The following is an 18,752-nucleotide window of genomic DNA, read 5'->3' as shown; positions in this document are numbered from 1 at the left end:
AAAAGTGTATCACGCACCTTCTTCATCGCTCGAGACGCCAAGCCCAAGCCACACGTAAACAGCAACATCTGTTCGTGTTCCGAACCTTTGCGGCAGCCTCCCATCAGAACGAACAAAGCCGTTATACGGAGCCGAAGGAGCCGACCATACAACCACGCCAAACGCTCGAGCAGGCAGGTTTGCTATCAGAAGGAGAATGCATCGTGAATTTTTGTTTCATCTGGTTTTATTCGGTCTTTCCTATGGTCATCCTGGTTTCTTCGGTTCTATTTATATGTCCAGATAACATAACGATTTTGCAGTGTAAAAGCTGCGTACAACATCATTCGATATACTGCTGTTGAAACGACCCGGAATCGGAAGGATCGCCCATGCCGCGCGAATTGATAAAGGATAAAAGGGAACGCGCGATAGCCATCGCCCAGAGAATGGACGAGCACTTTCCAGCCGCCGAATGTGCGCTGCATTATTGGGGCGACCCCTTCAAACTAACTATTGCGGTGTTGCTGTCGGCGCAAACAACCGACAAAGGAGTTAACAAGGTCACGCCAGCATTATGGGAACGCTATCCAACGCCGCAAGCACTTGCCAACGCCAATGTGAACGAAGTAGAGGAGATCATCCGCACCATCGGCTTCCACCATGCGAAAGCCGCGAATTGCGTCAAATGCGCTCGAATGGTGATCAGCGACTTCGGCGGAGAAATCCCGCAAGATATGGCGTCGATCCAAAAACTTCCGGGCGTGGGACGCAAAACCGCCAACGTGGTGCTCAATGAAGCCTTCGGCATTGTAGAAGGCATTGCAGTCGATACGCACGTGTTCCGTATCGCGCACAAGCTGAAGCTGGTAGGACCCTCAGCGGATACGCCCCAGAAGACCGAGGATGCGCTCCTAAAACTTTATCCGAGGCAGTATTGGGGACCGATTAATCACCAGTGGGTGCTGTTCGGTCGCCAAACATGCATTGCACGTCGCCCGAAATGCGAAGAGTGCTTTTTGAGCGATCTTTGCCCGTCCGCCGGAAAAAAGTAATGGACGAAACACCGTCATACAAAGCAACAACCGGAAAGCTCGAATTCGCCAACAACGAGCGAAGAGGCTCAGCACACACCACCAAGTTGACCGTAGGATACCCCATCCAGGGTTTTTGTCCACCGAATCCGAGAGCATATTGACCGCGGATCCCAAGAAAACTAGGGATTGCCTAACATCACACACGAAGTTGATATCAAATGCTCCACACCGTGACCTGGTATAATGATGAATGTTGGATAGCAATCAGCACCAACCGAGCAGTCCTTCACCAGCATGTTTCGCGGTGCGCCTGCCGCCATTGCAATGCATCAAGGAGGATTCATGGCTAACGTAGGCGATATCGTCGTTTTCAAACATCACGTCTGCACTATCGCGCAGAAGCGCGAACGGTATTTCGACAACAAGGATTACTGGGAACTTCATGCCGTGTTCGAACGATCGCTTAAGCTGTTCGTGGCATGCGACGCCGCAAAACCGCCTATCATGCGTCCTGTCATGCAGAAACAAGAGGCTCTCGACCTCATCGACTCTATAGCCGATGCAAAGTCCGCCAGCCTGGACGATGAGCTAGCCAAAACAGCAAACGCCTCTTCGCTCCAACAACGCCAAATGAAGGAAATCTACGAACATTACCTAAAAACGCTGTCCCCTAAAGACCTGATACCGATTATCAAAACCTGCCACGAACGCACCATCACGCGCAAGGAAGCCGGACATCAGGCCACATCGGTCGATAAAAAGTACCTTGATTTGGCCGAAGGCCTTTTATGTGATGAGCTCTCGATTTCGCTTGAGATACCGCGCGATACGGTGAAAAGCTATTTTGTCGAGCGCATTAAACAAGCGGAGCTCAAATCCCATTCCAAAGCTTTAAACCTACGCAACAACTGACGCAGGACGATGAGAAGCTATGCTGGGCGCTTCAGCGAAGCGCCCAGCTTGCTATCGGAGCACAAGTCACTTTGCGGAAAGAGGGAACCCCAATCGTGCTAGTTCACCCACCACGACGTCTACCAGCAGCGGCAACGCGTCGTGCACAGGCTTCGTAAGACCCTCGGTTGCTTCAGCAGGAGAAGCGTTTTCCACCTGCATACCCAGACACAGCCCCTCGGCTTGATATCCCAGCAACGCTGCAGAATCGAACAGATCGATAAGCTTCAGGTCATGCAAGCTTGCCGTGATGCCGACATGGCGCGCCATCGCATCGGGCGCATAACGAAGCACCGTGCCGGCAGGCTGACCGGAATCATCAACTGCATCGACGGTCAGGATCACGTCGAATTCTCGCACACGATCGATCATGGCTAGAGACAAGCAACCAAGGTCCAACAGCTCAACATTATCCGGGATGTCATACGACGCCATAAGCTCGTCATAAACGGCAGGCCCGACGCCATCGTCAAGCATCAATCGATTGCCAACGCAAAGGACCGCCACACGCTGCGGGCGCAGTTCCTCAGGAACAGCCACATTGCTGGCGACGTACTCGCGCAAACCCCAGCTATTCTCTTCGCAAGCCATGCTTTAACCCTCCATACCCGGACGGATCATCAGGTTATACCACGTGGCGAAGCCGAGCATCGCAAGCCCGATCACAATGCATACCACCGCCCAAATACGTTCCCGACGCACGTACGTTTCCTCGGAAACACCGCGAGCTACCGCACGATGCGCCGCAAAAGGCTGGCTCAGCCGGGAAAACAAAAACGTGACGGCAACCAACACAACACCGATAATCGCAGCAAACGCAATCGCAAGCGGCGTGCGTTCCGAGTACGCAGCATAAAACAAATTATCGGCAACCAGCCACAAAGGATAGAACAAGATGGTAGCCCAGAAGCCATGAGCCGGACCCCAAATGGGGGGCAAGAACAGCGCTCCGATGTTCCAACGGGGAATACCTTCAAGGAACTTCTCTTCGCAAGCAATCTGCTCTTTGGTTAGCTCAGCCATACATAACCAATCTATCAGGGGATATGACACAGTTTTATGGAATAGGATAATTGTAATCGCAATACAGCGAGACGCTGTCGCCAGGCCAAAATCGCCTATAGGATTCCACGCACTGCATCATATTCATCGCAGATGAAGCATAGAACGGTGCAGCTGCGGTCCAAATTATCAACCATTCATATCGACCAATAATGCAGCCATCTTCGACGAGCGTGAACAAGTCCGAGCCTCTACCGTCTCCCAAATAACGCAAGCCACTGTTTTCGCCATAGACCCCACAACTCCCCGATTCCCATATGCATCCAAGACGCAAAAAGGCCCGACCACCGAAGTGGTCGGGCCTTCAAATCACATACAACCGCGCACAGGGTGAAAACTAGTGCTGCTTGCCGTGACCCAGATCATCCTCGCCGATGATGTTGTGGATGTCGGGATCATAGACCAGGCCGCCATGCTCCTTATGGAAGAACATGAGCAGCGTAGGAGCGATGCCCTCCACATTGGCCAGATAGATGTGGATGAACATGAAGCAGATGAACACGAACATCATGAAGTAGTGGATGATGCGCATGCTCATGATGCCGCCCACCAGGGACGTGCCCGCCGCGAAGAACGGGATCTCGGAGGTGGGAACCCACAGAGCCAGGCCCGTGTAGAACATCAGGATGATGAGCACGGGAATGAACAGGTAGCTAATCTTCTGCGGAACGCCCAGCTTAGCGGACAGCGGGTGATCCTTCTTGAAGAACAGGTAGTACTTGATCCACTGCGGACCCTGATGCAGGTTGTCCTTCTGCGGAAGCCACGTCTTGTAGTCGGTAACCTGTTTACGGGTACCGCCGGTCGGCGAGGACTTCACGATAAAGGCCATGATCAAACGGCAGATGCAGTTGATGAAGAGCACGAAGCCGAAGAACACGTGCAAACCACGGGCCATGGACTCAAAACCCCAGAAGAAGGGGTAATGAATGTAGAAGCCGGTGAAAATCAGGATAACCATGGCAATGAGGTTGATCCAGTGCGTGATCACGAACGGCATCGGATGTGCCTCGCGGTAATGTGCCAAATGCGCCATGCTACTTCACCCCCCAAGGGCTCGTGACGGTTTCGAAACGCTTGCCCGTGGCAGGCTCGGAGATATGGACCGAGCAGGCCGTGCAGGGGTCGAAGGAGTGCACCGTGCGCAGCGCATTGATGGGCTTCTCGATATCGCCCACCGGCACGCCGATCAGAGCCTCCTCGAGCGGACCATGCTGGCCCTTCTCGTTCTTCGGAGCCAGGTTCCACGTGGACGGGATGATGATCTGATAACCCTGGATCTTACCGTCCTTGACCGACTCGCTGTGGTAAAGGGCGCCACGCGGGGCCTCCCAGAAGCCGGAGCCTTCGCCAGTGGTGGTCTCAGGAGCGCGGAAGTACTCGGAGTCGCCGGACTTCACGGCCTCGATCAGCTCATCGACCCACTCCTTCATGCACGTGGCAATGTAGAGCGTTTCAATCTGGCGGATGGCGGTACGGCCGAGCGTGGACTGAGCCACGGACAGGTCGCCCTCATGGCCAAGCGCCTTGAGGAACGCATCAACATGCTCCTTGATGAAGGGCACGTTGCGCTTGTAAGCGGCCAGGACACGGGACAGGCTGGTAGCCTCCATGGAGTTGCCGTTGTACGTCGGGCACTTCACCCACGTGTAGCGGTCGTTCACGTTGTAGTCGGTGTACTGGGGCTCGGTGGTGAAGTTCGGAGCCTGATAGGTCTCGGAACCCTTGTACCAGGAACGGCCGACCCACTCGGCGATGGCCTTCTCGTCGGGCTCGGAGAGGTTGAGGTTCTCATCAAGCACGCCGGAGGGCAGGTAGCGGTTGGACATCTTGAAGTCCTCGCGCTCGAAGACGCCCCAAGCGATGTAGCGACCCGGGCCCTTGCCGTACTCGAACGCATCGGCGTAGTACGGGGCGATAGCCAGCACGTCGGGGATCATGGTCGCCTCGACCCAGTTGTACAGCTCGTCAACCAGCAGCTTCAGATCGTCGAGCTTCTGGTCGGTGGGCACGAAGGCCGTGCCGCCCGGACGCAGAGTCATGACATGCGGCATCTTGCCGCCCAGCAGGGCGCTGATCTGAGAAGCCTTGGCCTGCATGCCCAGAGCCTCCAGGTAGTGGGCCGTGCAGATGAGGTCGAGCTCGGGCGGCAGCTTGAAGCCGGTGCCGTCCTCGGCATCGAACCAGTTGCCGCTGAAGATGGACAGCTGGCCGTTCTCGGCGAACTGGGACAGATGCTCCTTCAGGGCCACGAAATCGCTGTTCATGGAAGTACCGGCAGCACGAGCCAGGTCCATGGCGTCGGCCGGGTCGGCCTTCAGCGCGTTCAGCGGATTGACGTAGTCAAGGCCGGCCAGGTTGTAGAACCACAGGATGTGGCTGTGCAGGAACTGGGCACCCTCGAGGATGTTACGGATGATGCGGGCGTTGTTGGAGATGGTGATGCCGTAAGCCTTCTCAGCCGCGATGGAGCTGGCATGGGCGTGCGACACGGGGCAAACGCCGCAGATGCGCTGCACGATCTGGGCAGCGTCCTCGGGCGTGCGGTTCTCAACGACCAGCTCGATGCCGCGGAAGCAGCCACCGGATACCCAGGCGTCGGATACCTTGCCGTTCTCGACTTCCATCTCAACGCGCAGATGGCCCTCGATACGGGTTACGGGATCGATTACGGAACGCGTCATGGCTTACCTCCCTTCCTTGGTTGCATTGGGGTCGTCGTGACCGGTGTCTTCCTTGTACATCTTCTGGCGATCGGCCTCGGACACCTCGTAGGTACCCACGGACTTCTCGGGGTGCTTGGCATCCCAAGCGCGCTTCTTCTCGAAGTCCGCGCCGCCGTCCATGCGGCCGGTGGCCTTCATACCGAAGCCGTGCACCACGAGCGCTGCGGCCAGAAGGCCGGTCACGCCCACGGCGATGGTGGTGGGCTGCACATCCCAGTCGCCGATATGCAGGCTGCGGTGACGCTTCAGGAACGGGGTGTTGACCTCGACCCAGTTCTGACCCGGGTCGTTGGGGTTGGCCTCGCAGCAGCCGATGCACGGGGCGCCGGCCTGGACGCACCAGCTGCGACGGTCGTTCCACATGACCACGCCGCAATTGGACTTGGTCTGGGGACCGCGGCAGCCGAGCGGGTACAGGCAGTAGCCCTTCTTCTCCTCTTCGGAGCCGAATTCGTAAACGAACTCGCCGTTCTCGAAGTGACCGCGACGCTCGCAGTTGTCATGGATGGTCTGGTTGAAGATGCCGGCCGGCTTGCCCTCGGAGTTGAGGTCCAGATCGGCGGGCTTGAGCTTCATGAGCACGACGTCGACGAGCACGCTGGTGAGCCACTCGGGGTTGGCCGGGCAGCCGGCGACGTTGACGACGGGCACGTTGATGCCGGCCTTCTTAAGGTACTGCTGCACGCCCATGGCATCGGTGACGTTGGGCTTTGCGCCCATCCAACCGCCGTTGACGGCGCAGGAACCCAGCGCGACCACGGCGTTGGCGTTCTTTGCGGCCTCGATCAGGTGCTCGGTGCCGGGCTTGCCGGCAACGCGCAGGGCGTTGCCGCCCCACTTCTCCTGAATCGCGCCTTCGTAGATGAGGATGTAGTCGCCGGCCTCGATAGTCTGCTCCTTAGCTTCCTCCATGGAGTAGCCCGCTGCAGCGGACAACGTCTCGGAGTAGTTCAGGGAGATCATGTCCAACACCACCTCTGCGGCGTTGGGCGTCTGAGCCTGGGCGAACGACTCGGTGCAGCCGGTGCAGGATGCGCCTTCGACCCAGATGACCGGGTAGAGGTTACCCTTCGTGGCGCCGATGACGGACGTCTCGAGAGCCTGGGCGACCTGCGGGACCGTCAACTGGGACAGCCCGGCGGCAGCGGCCACGGTACCGCACAACTTCATGAAGTCGCGACGGGTGACCCCCCTGGCCTCAAGCATGTTCGCGAACGCGGACATTGCGGCCTCTCCTTCCATACGCACACCTCCTTACAGGTGTATCTCGTCTGGCCTGTTTGCAGGCCCTTTTGCATATGGAGCGAAGATACGCGATGGGCGCGCGGCCCGATGCTCGGCCATGCCGGCGATGGGGCTTGCAGCCTGGATGGCGCCGCACGCAACGCGACGGAAGGCGCGGGGCTTGCAGAACCCGGGCCTTCCGTCGTGAAACGCGCACGCGCGCCTTCGCCGATTGGGGATGAAATCGCAGACTTCCATCCCCAGTCGTCTCCACTCCTGTTGGTTATGTTATCACTCGCGCATTTTTATACAGAACCGTTATCATATCTTCGCAAGATAAATGAATAAATCTGCATGAAGGAGCTTCGCATGATCGCTGAACCCCCATCCGCATTCGCCTACCTGGGCCCCGCCGGAACCTATCACGACGAGGCTGCGCGCGCATTCGCCAAACGTTTGGGCATAGACGATCCGCAGCTTATCGAGTGCCCCTCGCTGTCCGAGGTGTTCGACTGCGTGGACCGCGGAAAATGCGAGTACGGCGTGGTGGCTACGGAAAACGCACTCGAAGGGCCCGTGACGGCCACGCTCGACAACTTCGCGTTCCGCTCGAGCGCCACCATCTTGGGCGAGCATGTGCTCGACATCCATCATTGCCTGATCATGCACCCCGAGGCCACCTTGGACGACGTGAAGACGGTGGCAAGCCACCCGCAGGGCCTGGCGCAGTGCCGCCGCTACCTTAACGAGAACCTGCACGGCATCCCTACCGTGACCGTGGCATCCACCGCCGACAGCGCTCGCCGCGCGGCTGCCGATAAGTCGGTCGCCGGCATCGGCAACGCCTTCGCCGCGCAGCTCTACGGCGCGCACGTGGCCGAGAAGGGCATCGAGGACCACTTCGGCAACCAGACGTCGTTCGCGCTTATCGGCCGTCAGGGCCATGTCCCAGTGCTGACGGGCAGCAAGTTCAAGACGTCGCTGGCGCTGTTCCTGCAGACGGACCGCCCCGGCGCGCTGCTCATGATCTTGTCCGAGTTCGCCTACGCCGGCATCAACCTGGTCAAGATCCAAAGCCGCCCGACCAAGCAGGCGCTCGGCGACTACATGTTCTTCGTGGACATCGAGGGCTCCACGCAGGACCTTGAGGTGCAAACCGCCCTGAACTGCCTGCGCTTGAAGCTGCGCGAGGTGAAGGTGCTGGGAAGCTACCCGGTGGAATAGCGCGCCAAGAGCGCCGCGCGAACAGGTAGACGGGGCCGCGCTTGGCGCATTTGCCGGTAAATACGCAGACGGCGAACTTGAGCCGCCCCCTTTCCTGAACGAGAATCAGGCGATTGCATACACTTATATATATGCAGCGAACGAAAGCGGCCGCTCCTTGGAGCGGCCGCTTCGCCGTTTAGAAGGCGATGACCCCTAGATGCTCGAGCAGCGTTTTCACGCCGATGAGGATGAGCACCGCACCACCCGCGATGGTCGCGGGCTTCTCGAAGCGTGCGCCGAAGAAATGACCGACGGCAACGCCCACGAAGCTGAGCACGAAGGTGACCACACCGATAATTGTCACGCTCGGCACGATGGCCACCTGCAGAAACGCGAAGGTGATGCCCACGGCAAGCGCGTCGATGCTGGTGGCTATGGCCAGCATGAGCAGCTCCTTGAGGTCGAGCTTGGCGTCTTTCGCTTCCCCGTCTTCCCCGTCTTCCTCGTGGAATGCATCCCATAGCATCTTGCCGCCCACAAATGCCAGCAGCGCAAACGCGATCCAGTGGTCAATGGGAGCGATAAGGTCGGCAAGCTGACTGCCTAGCGCCCAGCCGATAAGGGGCATGAGCGCCTGGAATCCGCCGAAGAACAGCGAGATGACCGCCGCCTGCCTGATGTTCAGACGGCTCATGCCCAAGCCCTTGCAAACGGAAACGGCGAAGGCGTCCATGGAAAGCCCCACGCCGATCAAGAACAACTCAACGAACCCCACGATGACCCTCTCATCTTGAACCATACCCTTATCGGGCGCGTGAACCCGCGCCCCCGAACGGACACATAATCCTACGTCCCCGAACTGTCACAATCCGGGCAGTTCGGGGACGTAGGATTATGTGTCCGGAATTTGCGGGCCGCTATTCCTTATGGGAACAGGCAGCCGTCCTCCTTGCGGAAGAAGCCTTCCCGTTCCAGGTCGGCGCAGATGCCGGCGAACAGCTGCGGATCGACCGCTTCCCGCCCGGCAGAGCGCTCCTCGGCGTCCAAGCGCGCCGCCGCCTGCTCGACGGCGATGCCCGGGCAGGCCAGCACGATGCGAACCAGGCACGCGCGCTTCTGCCGGCGCGACCCCTCGAACGCCGACTGACGCGTGTAATGCGCGCTTCGCCGCGAAGCGTTGCCCACCTGCGACTTCAGGTCCGCTCCCACATCCAACAACGCGTAATACCACTGCCGAACCTGGCCCGCTTCGGGACAGCATGCTGCCACCAGCGGCTGAAGCTGCTTGTCGGACACCGCATCGCAATCGGGGAACAGCGTGTGGATGAACACCGTGCGCACGTTCGTCTCGATGTAGATCGCGGGAAGGTTGCGGGCGAAGGCGGTGACCCCGGCCGCCGTTGCCGGCCCGATACCCGGCAGCTCCCGAAGCTGCTCCACCGTTTCAGGCAGGCGACCGCCGAAGCGCTGAGAGCATTCCTCGGCCGCGCGCTTGAGCGCCAAGGCGCGGCGGTTATAGCCGAGTCCCTGCCATTCGGCCAGCACATCGGCCGGTGCGGCGGAAGCCAACGCATCAGGGGAAGGAAACATGCCCATCCAGCGCTCCCAGCGCCCCAGCACGCGCTTGACCTGCGTTTGCTGGAGCATGACCTCACTCACGAGCACGCCGTAGGCATCGTCGATGCCGCGCCAGGGCAAGTCACGGTACAGCCGCCGCCCCTCGGAGAGCACATAGCGGCAAAACTCGTCCTGAGACATGGCGGCGCCCGCGGGCCAAACCGCGGACGCCGCAAGATCGGCTATGCTTTTGCGCGCCACGCCTACGACTGCGCTTCCCCGATAGCAGGCTGCGCGCCGCAACCACCGCAGGAATCCACCGGGCACGACATGCGCGCCGTGGGAGGCGCCGAATCGATGGCCTTCCTGATGACGGGGTGTCGCCCGCCCTGCTCCATGAGCTCCTTGAGCGTGATGGAATCGAAGTAGCTGTTCAGCAGGCTGTCCGCGCCCATCCACAACTTGTTGTACGAGCACCCTCCGCGACGCTTGCAATACTCGGCGTCCACCGCGCACAGCGAGACGCTGACCGGACCCTGCACCGCCTCGAGCACCTCGAGCAGCGTGATCTGAGCCGGGTCGCAGTCGAGCGCAAGGCCGCCGCGCGCACCGCGCACCGTCTTGATAAGCCCGCCTTTCACCAGGTCGTGCTGGATGCTGCGCGCAAACGCGTACGGGATGTCCTCCTGCTCGGAGATGTCGGCGACCGACACATACGAGTCGCCGCTTTCGTATGCGGCCTCCAAAATGCGAAGCGCGTAATCGCAACGTCGCGTGATATCCATTACTGCCCGTCCCCCTTCAACAGGTCGTCCAAATGGTCGAGCTCCCTCCTAAAGTCATCGACCACCGCTTGCTCGAGCGCCTTGTACTCCGGCGAATCGAGCGGCTGGTATGCAGCCAGCTTATCGAACAGGTTGTCCGTAGTCACCGGGATGTAGCGTCGCTTGGTGAGGCTGTCCTTGTACGCTTCCTCGATGGCCTCGCGTGCCGCCATATGCATATCGAAACGCGGCATACCCTGCGAGAACCTGACCAGTTGATCGCGGTCGACGCCGCGCACGGACGGGTGCTCGCGAGCGATCTCCATCCAAATGTCGGCGCGCTCCTTCTCGGTGGGATAGTCGATATCCACCGCCGAGACCGGCCCCAGCAGGTCGAAGAAATACGGATCCACGTCGTTGCCGAGCGCCGAGGTGCACAGCACGAACACGTCCGGATCGTCGGCCGAGGAGTGGATGAGGTTGACCGCCTCGCGCGCACCTCGCGACAGCGCGGACATGATCATCCCGCCGATATCCTCAGGCTGGTCGAACGCCGGAGCCGCCCACAGGTCGATATCCTCGATGACGAGCACCGCCGGCTCCTCGAAGGCGTTGCGCGCCTGATTAAGCTTGGGCTGGCGGTCGGCCTGCGCCATGACGCACAGCACGGGCATGCCCTGCATGTTCTCCTCCATGCGCATACGCAGCACCGGAAGCCCCAGCTCGCCGCACGTGGCCATCATGAACTGGTTGGCATCCTCGCGCGCTGGGCTGCGGATGAGCAGCGCGTCGCACGCAGGCATGCGATCAAGCCCATGGCGCACGTTGAGCTGGCGCACCAGCTGCTGGAACTCAGGGTCTTTCTGCATGCCGAGGCCAAGCGCGCGCACCGAGCGCACCGCTTCGTCGAAGCCTACAAGCTCTTTATAGGTAAGGTGCTCGATAGGGGCGAGCATGGGCTGCGCCGGAACCGCGGCGGGGGCGGGCTTGCCCGCAGATGCCTGCGGCTTTTCGGAAGGCGCCGGGCCGGCGGCAACGGACTGCTCGCCCGCTGCATCCACGCCGGCCGTCGGGGCCGCAGCGCTTGCAGCCGCGTCGCCTTCGGGCTTGCCGGCGTCGGCAGGCGCACCGGGAGCCGTGAGGTGCTCCACGCGCAGCACGCGCGGTCCGCCCTCGCCCATCATGTCCTGCGAGATCATATCGGTCATGTCCTCAAGCTCGTCACGCGACAGCCCGAACTCCTCAAGCTTGGCAAGGGCCAGCTCCTGAAGCTGGTCCGCGCAGGCGGCCACCTCGTCGCTGGACAGGTACGGCTCCATGCGCTCGAACACGTATTCGGCGATGCTACGCTCCTTCAAAGTGCACGCCAGACGCCATGCGCGCTTCAGGCCGGCAATGGCGGCTTCGGAGGGCACAGCGCCCTCGGTTGCCTGACCGCGCTCGAACGCCGCCAGGTACAGATGCAGCGCCAGCATAAGGTTCCCCTGCTCAGCAGCCTGTTCAGCGCTGTTCAGGTATCCGGAAACGGAGCTGGACGGCTCATCGCTTCGGCTGGGCATATCGTTCATGTCGTTATCAAACATCGACCCAACCTCCTTCAAGTGTCAAAATAGCTATAGTTCGGTATCATTTTACCGGAAGCGGCCGCCATGCGGCCGCAAGCCAAGAAATCGAAACAAACCTGTCACCCGGGCATGCTAAGGCGAGCCCGCCATCCAGAGATGCCATGACGACCCCATCGGCAGGACACGCCGATGAAAGCCGGTTCTCCAGCGCGCCGCGAAGCTCCTATCACCCGTAAAAACGCGAACGGCAAACCCCACTCAAGCGCTACGGGCGATTCCCAGGAAAACGCCTAAGGGCGTTTACCACTCGAGCACCTGATAGCCGCGTTCGCGGGCGGTGCGCCCAAGCGGGCGATCGGGACACACGGCGAACCCCTGCTTGGCGCCGGCGAGCAGGGCGCGATCGGAGTGATGGTCGCCATAAGCCGCCACCAGCTCCCAGCCGTCTTCGCCCCATTTCTCGTTGGCGAAACGACGTAGCTCGATCATCTTGCGATCGCCTTCCACCGGCACGCCGTCCACCTCGCAAGCGTACGTGCCGTCATAGTTCACCTTCATGCGCGTGGAAATCTGGTAATCGAAGGGCAGGTCCCGCATGGCGCGCTCGATGATGGGCTCGAAGGTAGCCGATACGCACACCACCGAAACGCCCTGCTCATGCCACGTATCCATAGCTTGCCTGGCCTGCTCGCGCACATGCGGGGCCACGCATTCGTCATAGAAAGCATGAAGGAAGGCATCCACCTCGGCCTTGGGCTTGCCGGCGAAGGCGCGGAACACCAGCCCGCGCACCCACGCCTCGCTCTGCGGCAGGCGCAACTTGTAGGCCGCGGCCCACAGCCCGATGCGCAATAGCACCGTGGGGTTGAGCATGCGCAGCTTCGCAAGATGCATCACCAGCATGACGGGAGAGTTGCCGTCAAGCGAAGTGCCGTCGAAATCGAACGCGGCAAGCCGCACCGGGCCCTCCCCGTTGCGGCTTGCCATCTGCATTGCCTCTGATTGTGCGGTCATGTGCGCGCGCCTTCGTCCCAAGCCGAGCCGAGCCGCGCGCCCCTCTGCACGCTACTCGTCTTCGACGCCGTCTTCCTCGAACTGAGAATTATACAGTTCAGCATACGCGCCGCCAAGGGAGAGAAGCTCCTCATGCGTGCCGTGCTCGACGATGTCACCATGTTGTAACACGCAGATGAGGTCGGCGTTTTTGATGGTGGACAGCCGATGCGCGATCACGAACGACGTGCGGCCCGCCATCAAGTTATCCATGGCTTTCTGGATGCGCTCCTCGGTTCGCGTGTCCACGCTTGAGGTGGCCTCGTCCAAGATGAGCATGCGCCTGTCTGCCAAGATGGCGCGGGCGATGGTGAGCAGCTGCCGCTGACCTGCGCTGATGTTGCTGGCATCCTCGTTGATCACCGTGTCGTAGCCGTGCGGCAACGTGGTGATGAAATGGTGCACGTACGCTGCGCGCGCCGCAGCCTCCACCTCGGCGTCGGTAGCATCAAGCTTGCCGTAGGCGATGTTGTCGCGCACCGTGCCGTTGAACAGCCACGTGTCCTGCAGCACCATGCCGAACTGGTTGCGCACGTCGATGCGCGAGAACTCGCGGATATCGGTGCCACCCAGGCGGATGGCGCCCGCGTCAACATCATAGAAGCGCATGAGCAGCTTGACCATGGTGGTCTTGCCCGCGCCGGTGGGACCCACAAGCGCCACGGTCTGGCCCTGGCGCACTTTCGCGGAAAAGTCGCCGATGACGGGCTTTTCGGGATCGTAGCCGAAGCGCACGTGATCGAACTCCACGTCGCAATCCACGTCGGCGGCGCTAGCCGTGGGATTCTCCGCCTCAAGCTCGGGCTCCTCCAGGAAGGCGAAGATGCGCTCGGCGGCCGCGGCCATCTGCTGCAGCACGTTGCCCACCTGGGAGAGCTGCGTGATAGGCTGCGTGAAGTTCTTCACGTACTGGATGAACGCCTGGATATCGCCGACGGTGATGACGCCTTGCACGGCCAGCACGCTACCCGCCAACGCCACGCCCACATAACCCAGGTTCCCCACGAAGTTCATGATGGGCTGCATCAAGCCTGACAGGAATTGGGATTTCCAAGCGCTTTCATAGAGTTTCGCGTTGGTCTTGCCGAACGTCTCTGCCACTGCCTGCTCGCGATTGAACGCGCGCACGACGGCATGGCCGGAAAACGTCTCCTCCACCTGGCCGTTGATGGCGCCGAGCATGGCCTGCTGCGCCCTGAAGTGCTTCTGCGAGGCCTTCACCACGATGAAGATGAGCACCAAGGAGACCGGCAGGATGAGCACGGTGATGCCCGTGAGCAGCGGGTTGATGGTCAGCATCATGATCACCACGCCCACGATGGTGGTGGCCGAGGTGATGAGCTGCGTCACGCCCTGGTTCAGGCTTTGCCCGAGCGTGTCCACGTCGTTGGTGATGCGCGAGAGCGTGTCGCCGGTGGAGTTGCGCTCGAAATATCCCACGGGCATGCGGTCGATCTTCTCGGCGATGGCGCGGCGCAGCCCATAGCAGGTGCGCTGCGAGACGCTCGTCATCATCCAGCCCTGCACGAAGCTGCACGCCGCGCTGACCAGGTACAGCACCAGCGTCGCCGCGATGATGCCGGCGATGGCGTCGAAGTCGATGCCGCCGGTGCCGCCCACCTTCGCCACCAAGCCCTCGAACAGCTCAGTGGTGGCCTGCGAGAGCACCTTCGGGCCCACGATGTTGAACGCCGCCGACCCGATGGCGAAGATGATGGCGAGCACGAGCGCCGCCTTGAACTGGCCCATGAAACGCACGAGCTTGCCGATGGAGCCCTTGAAGTCCTTGGCCTTCTCACCGGGCATCATGCGCGCGCCCGGCCCGTGCGGCCGGCGGCGCTGCGTGACCTTCTTCAGATCCTCGTTGTTCGCGCTCATCTCGCATCACCTCCTTTCAGCTCCTCTTCCGATAGCTGCGACATGGCGATCTCGCGATAGGCCTGGCAGCTTTCCATCAGCTGCTCGTGCGTGCCCGCCCCCACGACGCGCCCGTCGTCGAGCACCACGATCTGGTCGGCGTTGAGCACCGTGGAGATGCGCTGCGCCACAATGACCACGGTCTTCCCGCCCAGACGGGAGGAAAGCTCATGGCGAAGCGCGGCGTCGGTCTTGTAGTCGAGCGCGCTGAAGCTGTCGTCGAACAGGTACGCGCGCGCATCGGTGGCAAGCGCGCGGGCTATGGCCAGACGTTGGCGCTGACCGCCCGAGACGTTCGTGCCGCCCTGGGAGATGGGCGTTGCCAGTCCCTCGGGACGCTCGGCGATGAACTCGCCCGCCTGCGCCACGTCGGCGGCTGCGCGGATACGGTCCTCGTCGGCATCGTCGACGCCATAGCCCACGTTCGAGGCGATGGTGCCGCTGAATAGAAACGCCGCCTGGGGCACATAGCCCAGCTGTGCGCGCAGGGCATGCTGGCTCACATCGCGCACATCCACGCCATCAACGGTGATGCGGCCCGATGTGACGTCATGGAAGCGCTCCGCCAGCTTGAGCACCGTGGACTTGCCGCTGCCCGTCGAGCCGATGATGGCCGTGGTCTTGCCCGGCTCGCACGTGAAGCTGACGTCCTCGAGCACGCATTCGGCGCCGTCCGAGTACCTGAAGCTCACGTTCTCGAAGGCGATGCGCGCGCCCGGCAGCCCGTTAGCGCCGAGCAGCGCGTCCTTAGCGTTTCCGGGCTCGGGGTCGGCAATGGAGGGCTTGCATTCGAGCACCTCGTCGATGCGCTGGGCTGCCACGTCGGCGCGCGGCAGCATGATGGACAGCATGCCGATCATAAGGAAGCCCATGATGATGACCATGGAGTAGGTGATGAACGCGATGAGGTCGCCGGTTTGCAGGTTGCCCGCATCGATGGCGTGGCCGCCGAACCAGATGATGCCCACGGACACCAGGTTCATGATGAGCATCATGAGCGGCATCATGAAGGTCATCACGCGGTTGGTGAACAGCTGCGTTTTCATCAGGCGCGTGTTCGCCTCATCGAAGCGCGCCTCCTCGTGCTGCTCGCGGCCGAACGCGCGGATGACCGGCAAGCCCGTGAGCAGCTCGCGCGAAACCAGGTTCACTCGGTCGATGAGCTTCTGCATGATCTTGAACTTCGGCATGGCGACCTTCATGAGCACGCCCATAACCACCGCGATGGCCACGACCGCCGCGATGATGATCCAGCCCATGGACAGGTCGGTGCGCGCGATCATGATGATGCCGCCGATGGCCAGGATGGGCGCATAGAGCACCATGCGCAGCAGCATGACGGTGACCATCTGCACGAGCTGCACGTCGTTGGTGCCGCGCGTGATCAGCGAAGCCGCGCTGAACGACTGGATCTCGGCATCGGAGAAGTTCACCACCTGGTTGAACAGGCGCTCTCGCAGGTTGCGGCCCACCTTGGCCGCGGTGCGCGACGCCAAGAAGCCCACCATGACGGCGATGACCATGCCGAGCGCGGCAAGGCCGAGCATCTTCGCACCGGTTGCCACCAGGTAGTCCATCTGCATGGCGTCAAGGTCGTAGCCCAACTGCTCGTACTCGACGCGGGCTGCGGCCAAACCCTGTTGTGCGATAAGCGTGTCGGCCATATCGCCCATGGACTCGCGCGCACGGTCGAGCATGGTCTGGATGTCGGCCTTCCCGATCATGCCCTGGTCGTATGCGGCTTTCACCTGATCAAGGTCCAGCTCGGCGATTTGATCGGCGTAGCAGGTCACCGTCATGGGCAGCGCCATGGCGTCATCAAGCGTCGCACGGTCGCGCTTGCCGGATTCCGTCAGCGCATACGTGCCGTCTTCGTTTTGCGCATAAGCATCAGCGAACATCCGCTCATCGGACTCGGGGAGCATCATGGCCACCAGGTCATGGGTGCGCTCGGTGAGCCGCTCGGCCGCGACGTCCTGCACGCCCTGCTGCTGAATGCCCGTATCGACGATGTCGGAGGTGTAGTTGGGCAGCGCCAGGTCGCATGCCGCCTGCACGCACAGCAGCACCACGATCAGCAGCACCACCAGCTTGTGCTTGGCAAGGTTCTTGATTATGCGCACGGCGCGCCCCCTTTCGTGGAAGCGGTTTGCGAAGAGGCGCCTGGGGAAAGGACAGCGCCTGCACCCGCAGCTGCGCCCGCCACCTCGGATGCGACCGTACCCGCATGACCGGCGTTTGCGGCGGAAGCGAGGTCGCCTGCAACCACATCTGCGTTATCGGTACCCGCCCCGGAAGCGAAGCTCGCACCGGCATGATCGGCGTTTGCGGCAGAAGCGGGGCTTGCATCAGCACTCGCTACCGGGCAGCCAGCTTGCGCGCAGCCGTTCTGCTGCGCCGGCGCCGCCTCGCAAGCGGGGAAATCCGCCAGGCGCTCAACGATGCGCACGAGATGCTCGGCATCTTCGGGACCGAGATAGGTGAGCACCTCGTCGATCATCTGCTCATGCAGCTCGCGACCACGTGCGCTGAAAGCACGGCCGTCCTCGGTAAGATGCACCGTGACCGCACGGCTATCGCCCTTGTCGCGCTGACGCGTGATAAGGCCCTTTTCCTCAAGCGATTTCAAGGTCTGGGACACGGCGCTCGGAGTTGCCTGTCCACACTTGGCGATGTCGCCGGACCGGACCTTCCTCCCCTCGCCTTCAAGGCAGGAAACCGCCATGATCGCGTACATCTCCGCCGGCGTAACGCCTTCTGGTGCCGGCGGCTCCTTACGCTGCTTGCGCATGCGTGCTGCGGCATCGAACAAACGGCGACGCAATCCAGCTGCGGTATCGTCCACGCGAATCTCCTTTCGATACTGAATTATTTAGCTGCTTAATGTTTAGCCCCTAAACCATAGCACGAGCTAAGGAGTTTCAATCGAAGCATTGAAAGTATGTTGGAAAGTCCATATGCCGTATCCGCCAAGCTGCCGGAAACATAGGCGCTTGGGGAAGCGAAGGAAAGCGACAAGGCGAGAGCTCCGTTCGTGGGGGCGAACGTAAGCGATGCGCCCGTCGTCTGACGGTTTCCCGCCCCTATTGATGCTCGGAGGTCAAGGCAAGCAACGTGCCCATCGGCCGCATACCCTCACCTTGGTTAATGCTCAACGGCTACAGCGAACAAACCCGAGAATATAAAAAGCCCAGCCAAATGGCTGGGCTTGAACAATCGATGGCGGGATGTACGAGACTTGAACTCGCGACCTCCGACGTGACAGGCCGGCGCTCTAACCAACTGAGCTAACACCCCACTGGTGCATGCGCTGCTGAAAAAGATGGCGGGATGTACGAGACTTGAACTCGCGACCTCCGACGTGACAGGCCGGCGCTCTAACCAACTGAGCTAACACCCCACTGGTGCATGCGCTGCTGAAAAAGATGGCGGGATGTACGAGACTTGAACTCGCGACCTCCGACGTGACAGGCCGGCGCTCTAACCAACTGAGCTAACACCCCACTGGTGCATGCGCTGCTGAAAAAGATGGCGGGATGTACGAGACTTGAACTCGCGACCTCCGACGTGACAGGCCGGCGCTCTAACCAACTGAGCTAACACCCCACTGGTGCATGCGCTGCTGAAAAAGATGGCGGGATGTACGAGACTTGAACTCGCGACCTCCGACGTGACAGGCCGGCGCTCTAACCAACTGAGCTAACACCCCGT

The 18,752-nt window shown here is 61.0% G+C and carries 16 protein-coding genes and 5 tRNA genes; 3 read left to right on the top strand and 18 right to left on the bottom strand.

Features of this window, described 5'->3' with window-relative positions; all coding sequences use genetic code 11:
- The first annotated feature begins 371 nt into the window (after positions 1-371).
- Both nth and RDW26_RS08045 read left to right on the top strand, forming a co-directional pair.
- Positions 372-1,034 (top strand): endonuclease III, encoded by a 663-nt coding sequence (gene nth, locus RDW26_RS08050; RefSeq protein ID WP_298627643.1) that lies wholly within the window; start codon positions 372-374, stop codon positions 1,032-1,034.
- Positions 1,035-1,358: 324 nt separating this feature from the next.
- Positions 1,359-1,928, top strand: a complete 570-nt coding sequence (locus RDW26_RS08045; RefSeq protein ID WP_298627641.1) for a hypothetical protein — start codon at positions 1,359-1,361, stop codon at positions 1,926-1,928.
- 66 nt (positions 1,929-1,994) lie between these two features.
- Here the strand turns inward: RDW26_RS08045 and RDW26_RS08040 are convergent, their stop codons facing one another.
- The 5 genes from RDW26_RS08040 to RDW26_RS08020 all read right to left on the bottom strand — a co-directional run bounded on the left by RDW26_RS08040 (position 1,995) and on the right by RDW26_RS08020 (position 6,997).
- On the bottom strand, positions 1,995-2,558 hold the full coding sequence (locus tag RDW26_RS08040) for a hydrogenase maturation protease (protein WP_307983191.1): 564 nt from the start codon (positions 2,556-2,558) through the stop codon (positions 1,995-1,997).
- Between the two features lie 3 nt (positions 2,559-2,561).
- The gene (locus RDW26_RS08035; RefSeq protein WP_307983190.1) at positions 2,562-2,990 is read right to left on the bottom strand and encodes a hypothetical protein; all 429 of its coding nucleotides are present in this window, start codon (positions 2,988-2,990) and stop codon (positions 2,562-2,564) included.
- 376 nt (positions 2,991-3,366) lie between these two features.
- Positions 3,367-4,029, bottom strand: coding sequence for a cytochrome b/b6 domain-containing protein (locus tag RDW26_RS08030; protein ID WP_307983189.1), 663 nt, complete (start codon positions 4,027-4,029; stop codon positions 3,367-3,369).
- A 37-nt stretch (positions 4,030-4,066) separates the two neighbouring features.
- Complete coding sequence (locus tag RDW26_RS08025; protein WP_307983188.1) at positions 4,067-5,713, bottom strand: nickel-dependent hydrogenase large subunit; 1,647 nt, start codon at positions 5,711-5,713, stop codon at positions 4,067-4,069.
- A gap of 3 nt (positions 5,714-5,716) precedes the next feature.
- The gene (locus RDW26_RS08020; RefSeq protein ID WP_307983187.1) at positions 5,717-6,997 is read right to left on the bottom strand and encodes a hydrogenase small subunit; all 1,281 of its coding nucleotides are present in this window, start codon (positions 6,995-6,997) and stop codon (positions 5,717-5,719) included.
- A 351-nt stretch (positions 6,998-7,348) separates the two neighbouring features.
- Here RDW26_RS08020 and pheA point away from each other — a divergent pair, with 351 nt between their 5' ends.
- Entirely contained in the window at positions 7,349-8,203 is an 855-nt protein-coding gene (gene pheA / locus RDW26_RS08015) for a prephenate dehydratase (protein WP_307983186.1), read from the top strand.
- A gap of 178 nt (positions 8,204-8,381) precedes the next feature.
- Here pheA and RDW26_RS08010 read toward each other — a convergent pair whose 3' ends face one another.
- The 13 genes from RDW26_RS08010 to RDW26_RS07950 all read right to left on the bottom strand — a co-directional run bounded on the left by RDW26_RS08010 (position 8,382) and on the right by RDW26_RS07950 (position 18,750).
- A complete protein-coding gene (locus tag RDW26_RS08010; RefSeq protein ID WP_307983185.1) occupies positions 8,382-8,984 on the bottom strand; it encodes a manganese efflux pump MntP family protein in 603 nt (200 codons plus the stop codon).
- Between the two features lie 125 nt (positions 8,985-9,109).
- On the bottom strand, positions 9,110-10,003 hold the full coding sequence (locus RDW26_RS08005; RefSeq protein ID WP_307983184.1) for an adenine glycosylase: 894 nt from the start codon (positions 10,001-10,003) through the stop codon (positions 9,110-9,112).
- A gap of 2 nt (positions 10,004-10,005) precedes the next feature.
- Positions 10,006-10,527, bottom strand: coding sequence for an Rrf2 family transcriptional regulator (locus RDW26_RS08000; protein WP_307983183.1), 522 nt, complete (start codon positions 10,525-10,527; stop codon positions 10,006-10,008).
- Positions 10,527-12,089, bottom strand: coding sequence for a hypothetical protein (locus RDW26_RS07995; RefSeq protein ID WP_307983182.1), 1,563 nt, complete (start codon positions 12,087-12,089; stop codon positions 10,527-10,529). The genes RDW26_RS08000 and RDW26_RS07995 overlap by 1 nt, the downstream gene beginning before the upstream one ends.
- Positions 12,090-12,371: 282 nt before the next feature.
- On the bottom strand, positions 12,372-13,085 hold the full coding sequence (locus RDW26_RS07990; protein WP_307983181.1) for an HAD-IB family hydrolase: 714 nt from the start codon (positions 13,083-13,085) through the stop codon (positions 12,372-12,374).
- A gap of 51 nt (positions 13,086-13,136) precedes the next feature.
- Positions 13,137-15,002, bottom strand: coding sequence for an ABC transporter ATP-binding protein (locus tag RDW26_RS07985; RefSeq protein WP_307983180.1), 1,866 nt, complete (start codon positions 15,000-15,002; stop codon positions 13,137-13,139).
- On the bottom strand, positions 14,999-17,164 hold the full coding sequence (locus tag RDW26_RS07980; protein WP_307983179.1) for an ABC transporter ATP-binding protein: 2,166 nt from the start codon (positions 17,162-17,164) through the stop codon (positions 14,999-15,001). The genes RDW26_RS07985 and RDW26_RS07980 overlap by 4 nt, the downstream gene beginning before the upstream one ends.
- Positions 17,155-17,886 (bottom strand): MarR family winged helix-turn-helix transcriptional regulator, encoded by a 732-nt coding sequence (locus RDW26_RS07975; protein ID WP_307983177.1) that lies wholly within the window; start codon positions 17,884-17,886, stop codon positions 17,155-17,157. The genes RDW26_RS07980 and RDW26_RS07975 overlap by 10 nt, the downstream gene beginning before the upstream one ends.
- 375 nt (positions 17,887-18,261) lie before the next feature.
- Positions 18,262-18,338: transfer RNA gene (locus RDW26_RS07970), tRNA-Asp, on the bottom strand.
- 26 nt (positions 18,339-18,364) lie between these two features.
- A tRNA-Asp gene (locus RDW26_RS07965) sits at positions 18,365-18,441 on the bottom strand.
- 26 nt (positions 18,442-18,467) lie between these two features.
- Positions 18,468-18,544, bottom strand: a tRNA-Asp gene (locus RDW26_RS07960).
- A gap of 26 nt (positions 18,545-18,570) precedes the next feature.
- Positions 18,571-18,647 (bottom strand) — tRNA-Asp (locus RDW26_RS07955).
- A gap of 26 nt (positions 18,648-18,673) precedes the next feature.
- A tRNA-Asp gene (locus RDW26_RS07950) sits at positions 18,674-18,750 on the bottom strand.
- Positions 18,751-18,752: the final 2 nt, after the last annotated feature.

The sequence above is a fragment of the uncultured Senegalimassilia sp. genome (genome assembly GCF_902464545.1).
Lineage (GTDB): Bacteria > Actinomycetota > Coriobacteriia > Coriobacteriales > Eggerthellaceae > Senegalimassilia.
The sequence above is the reverse complement of the archived record's forward strand: the minus strand, read 5'-3'. Positions and strand labels throughout refer to the sequence as shown.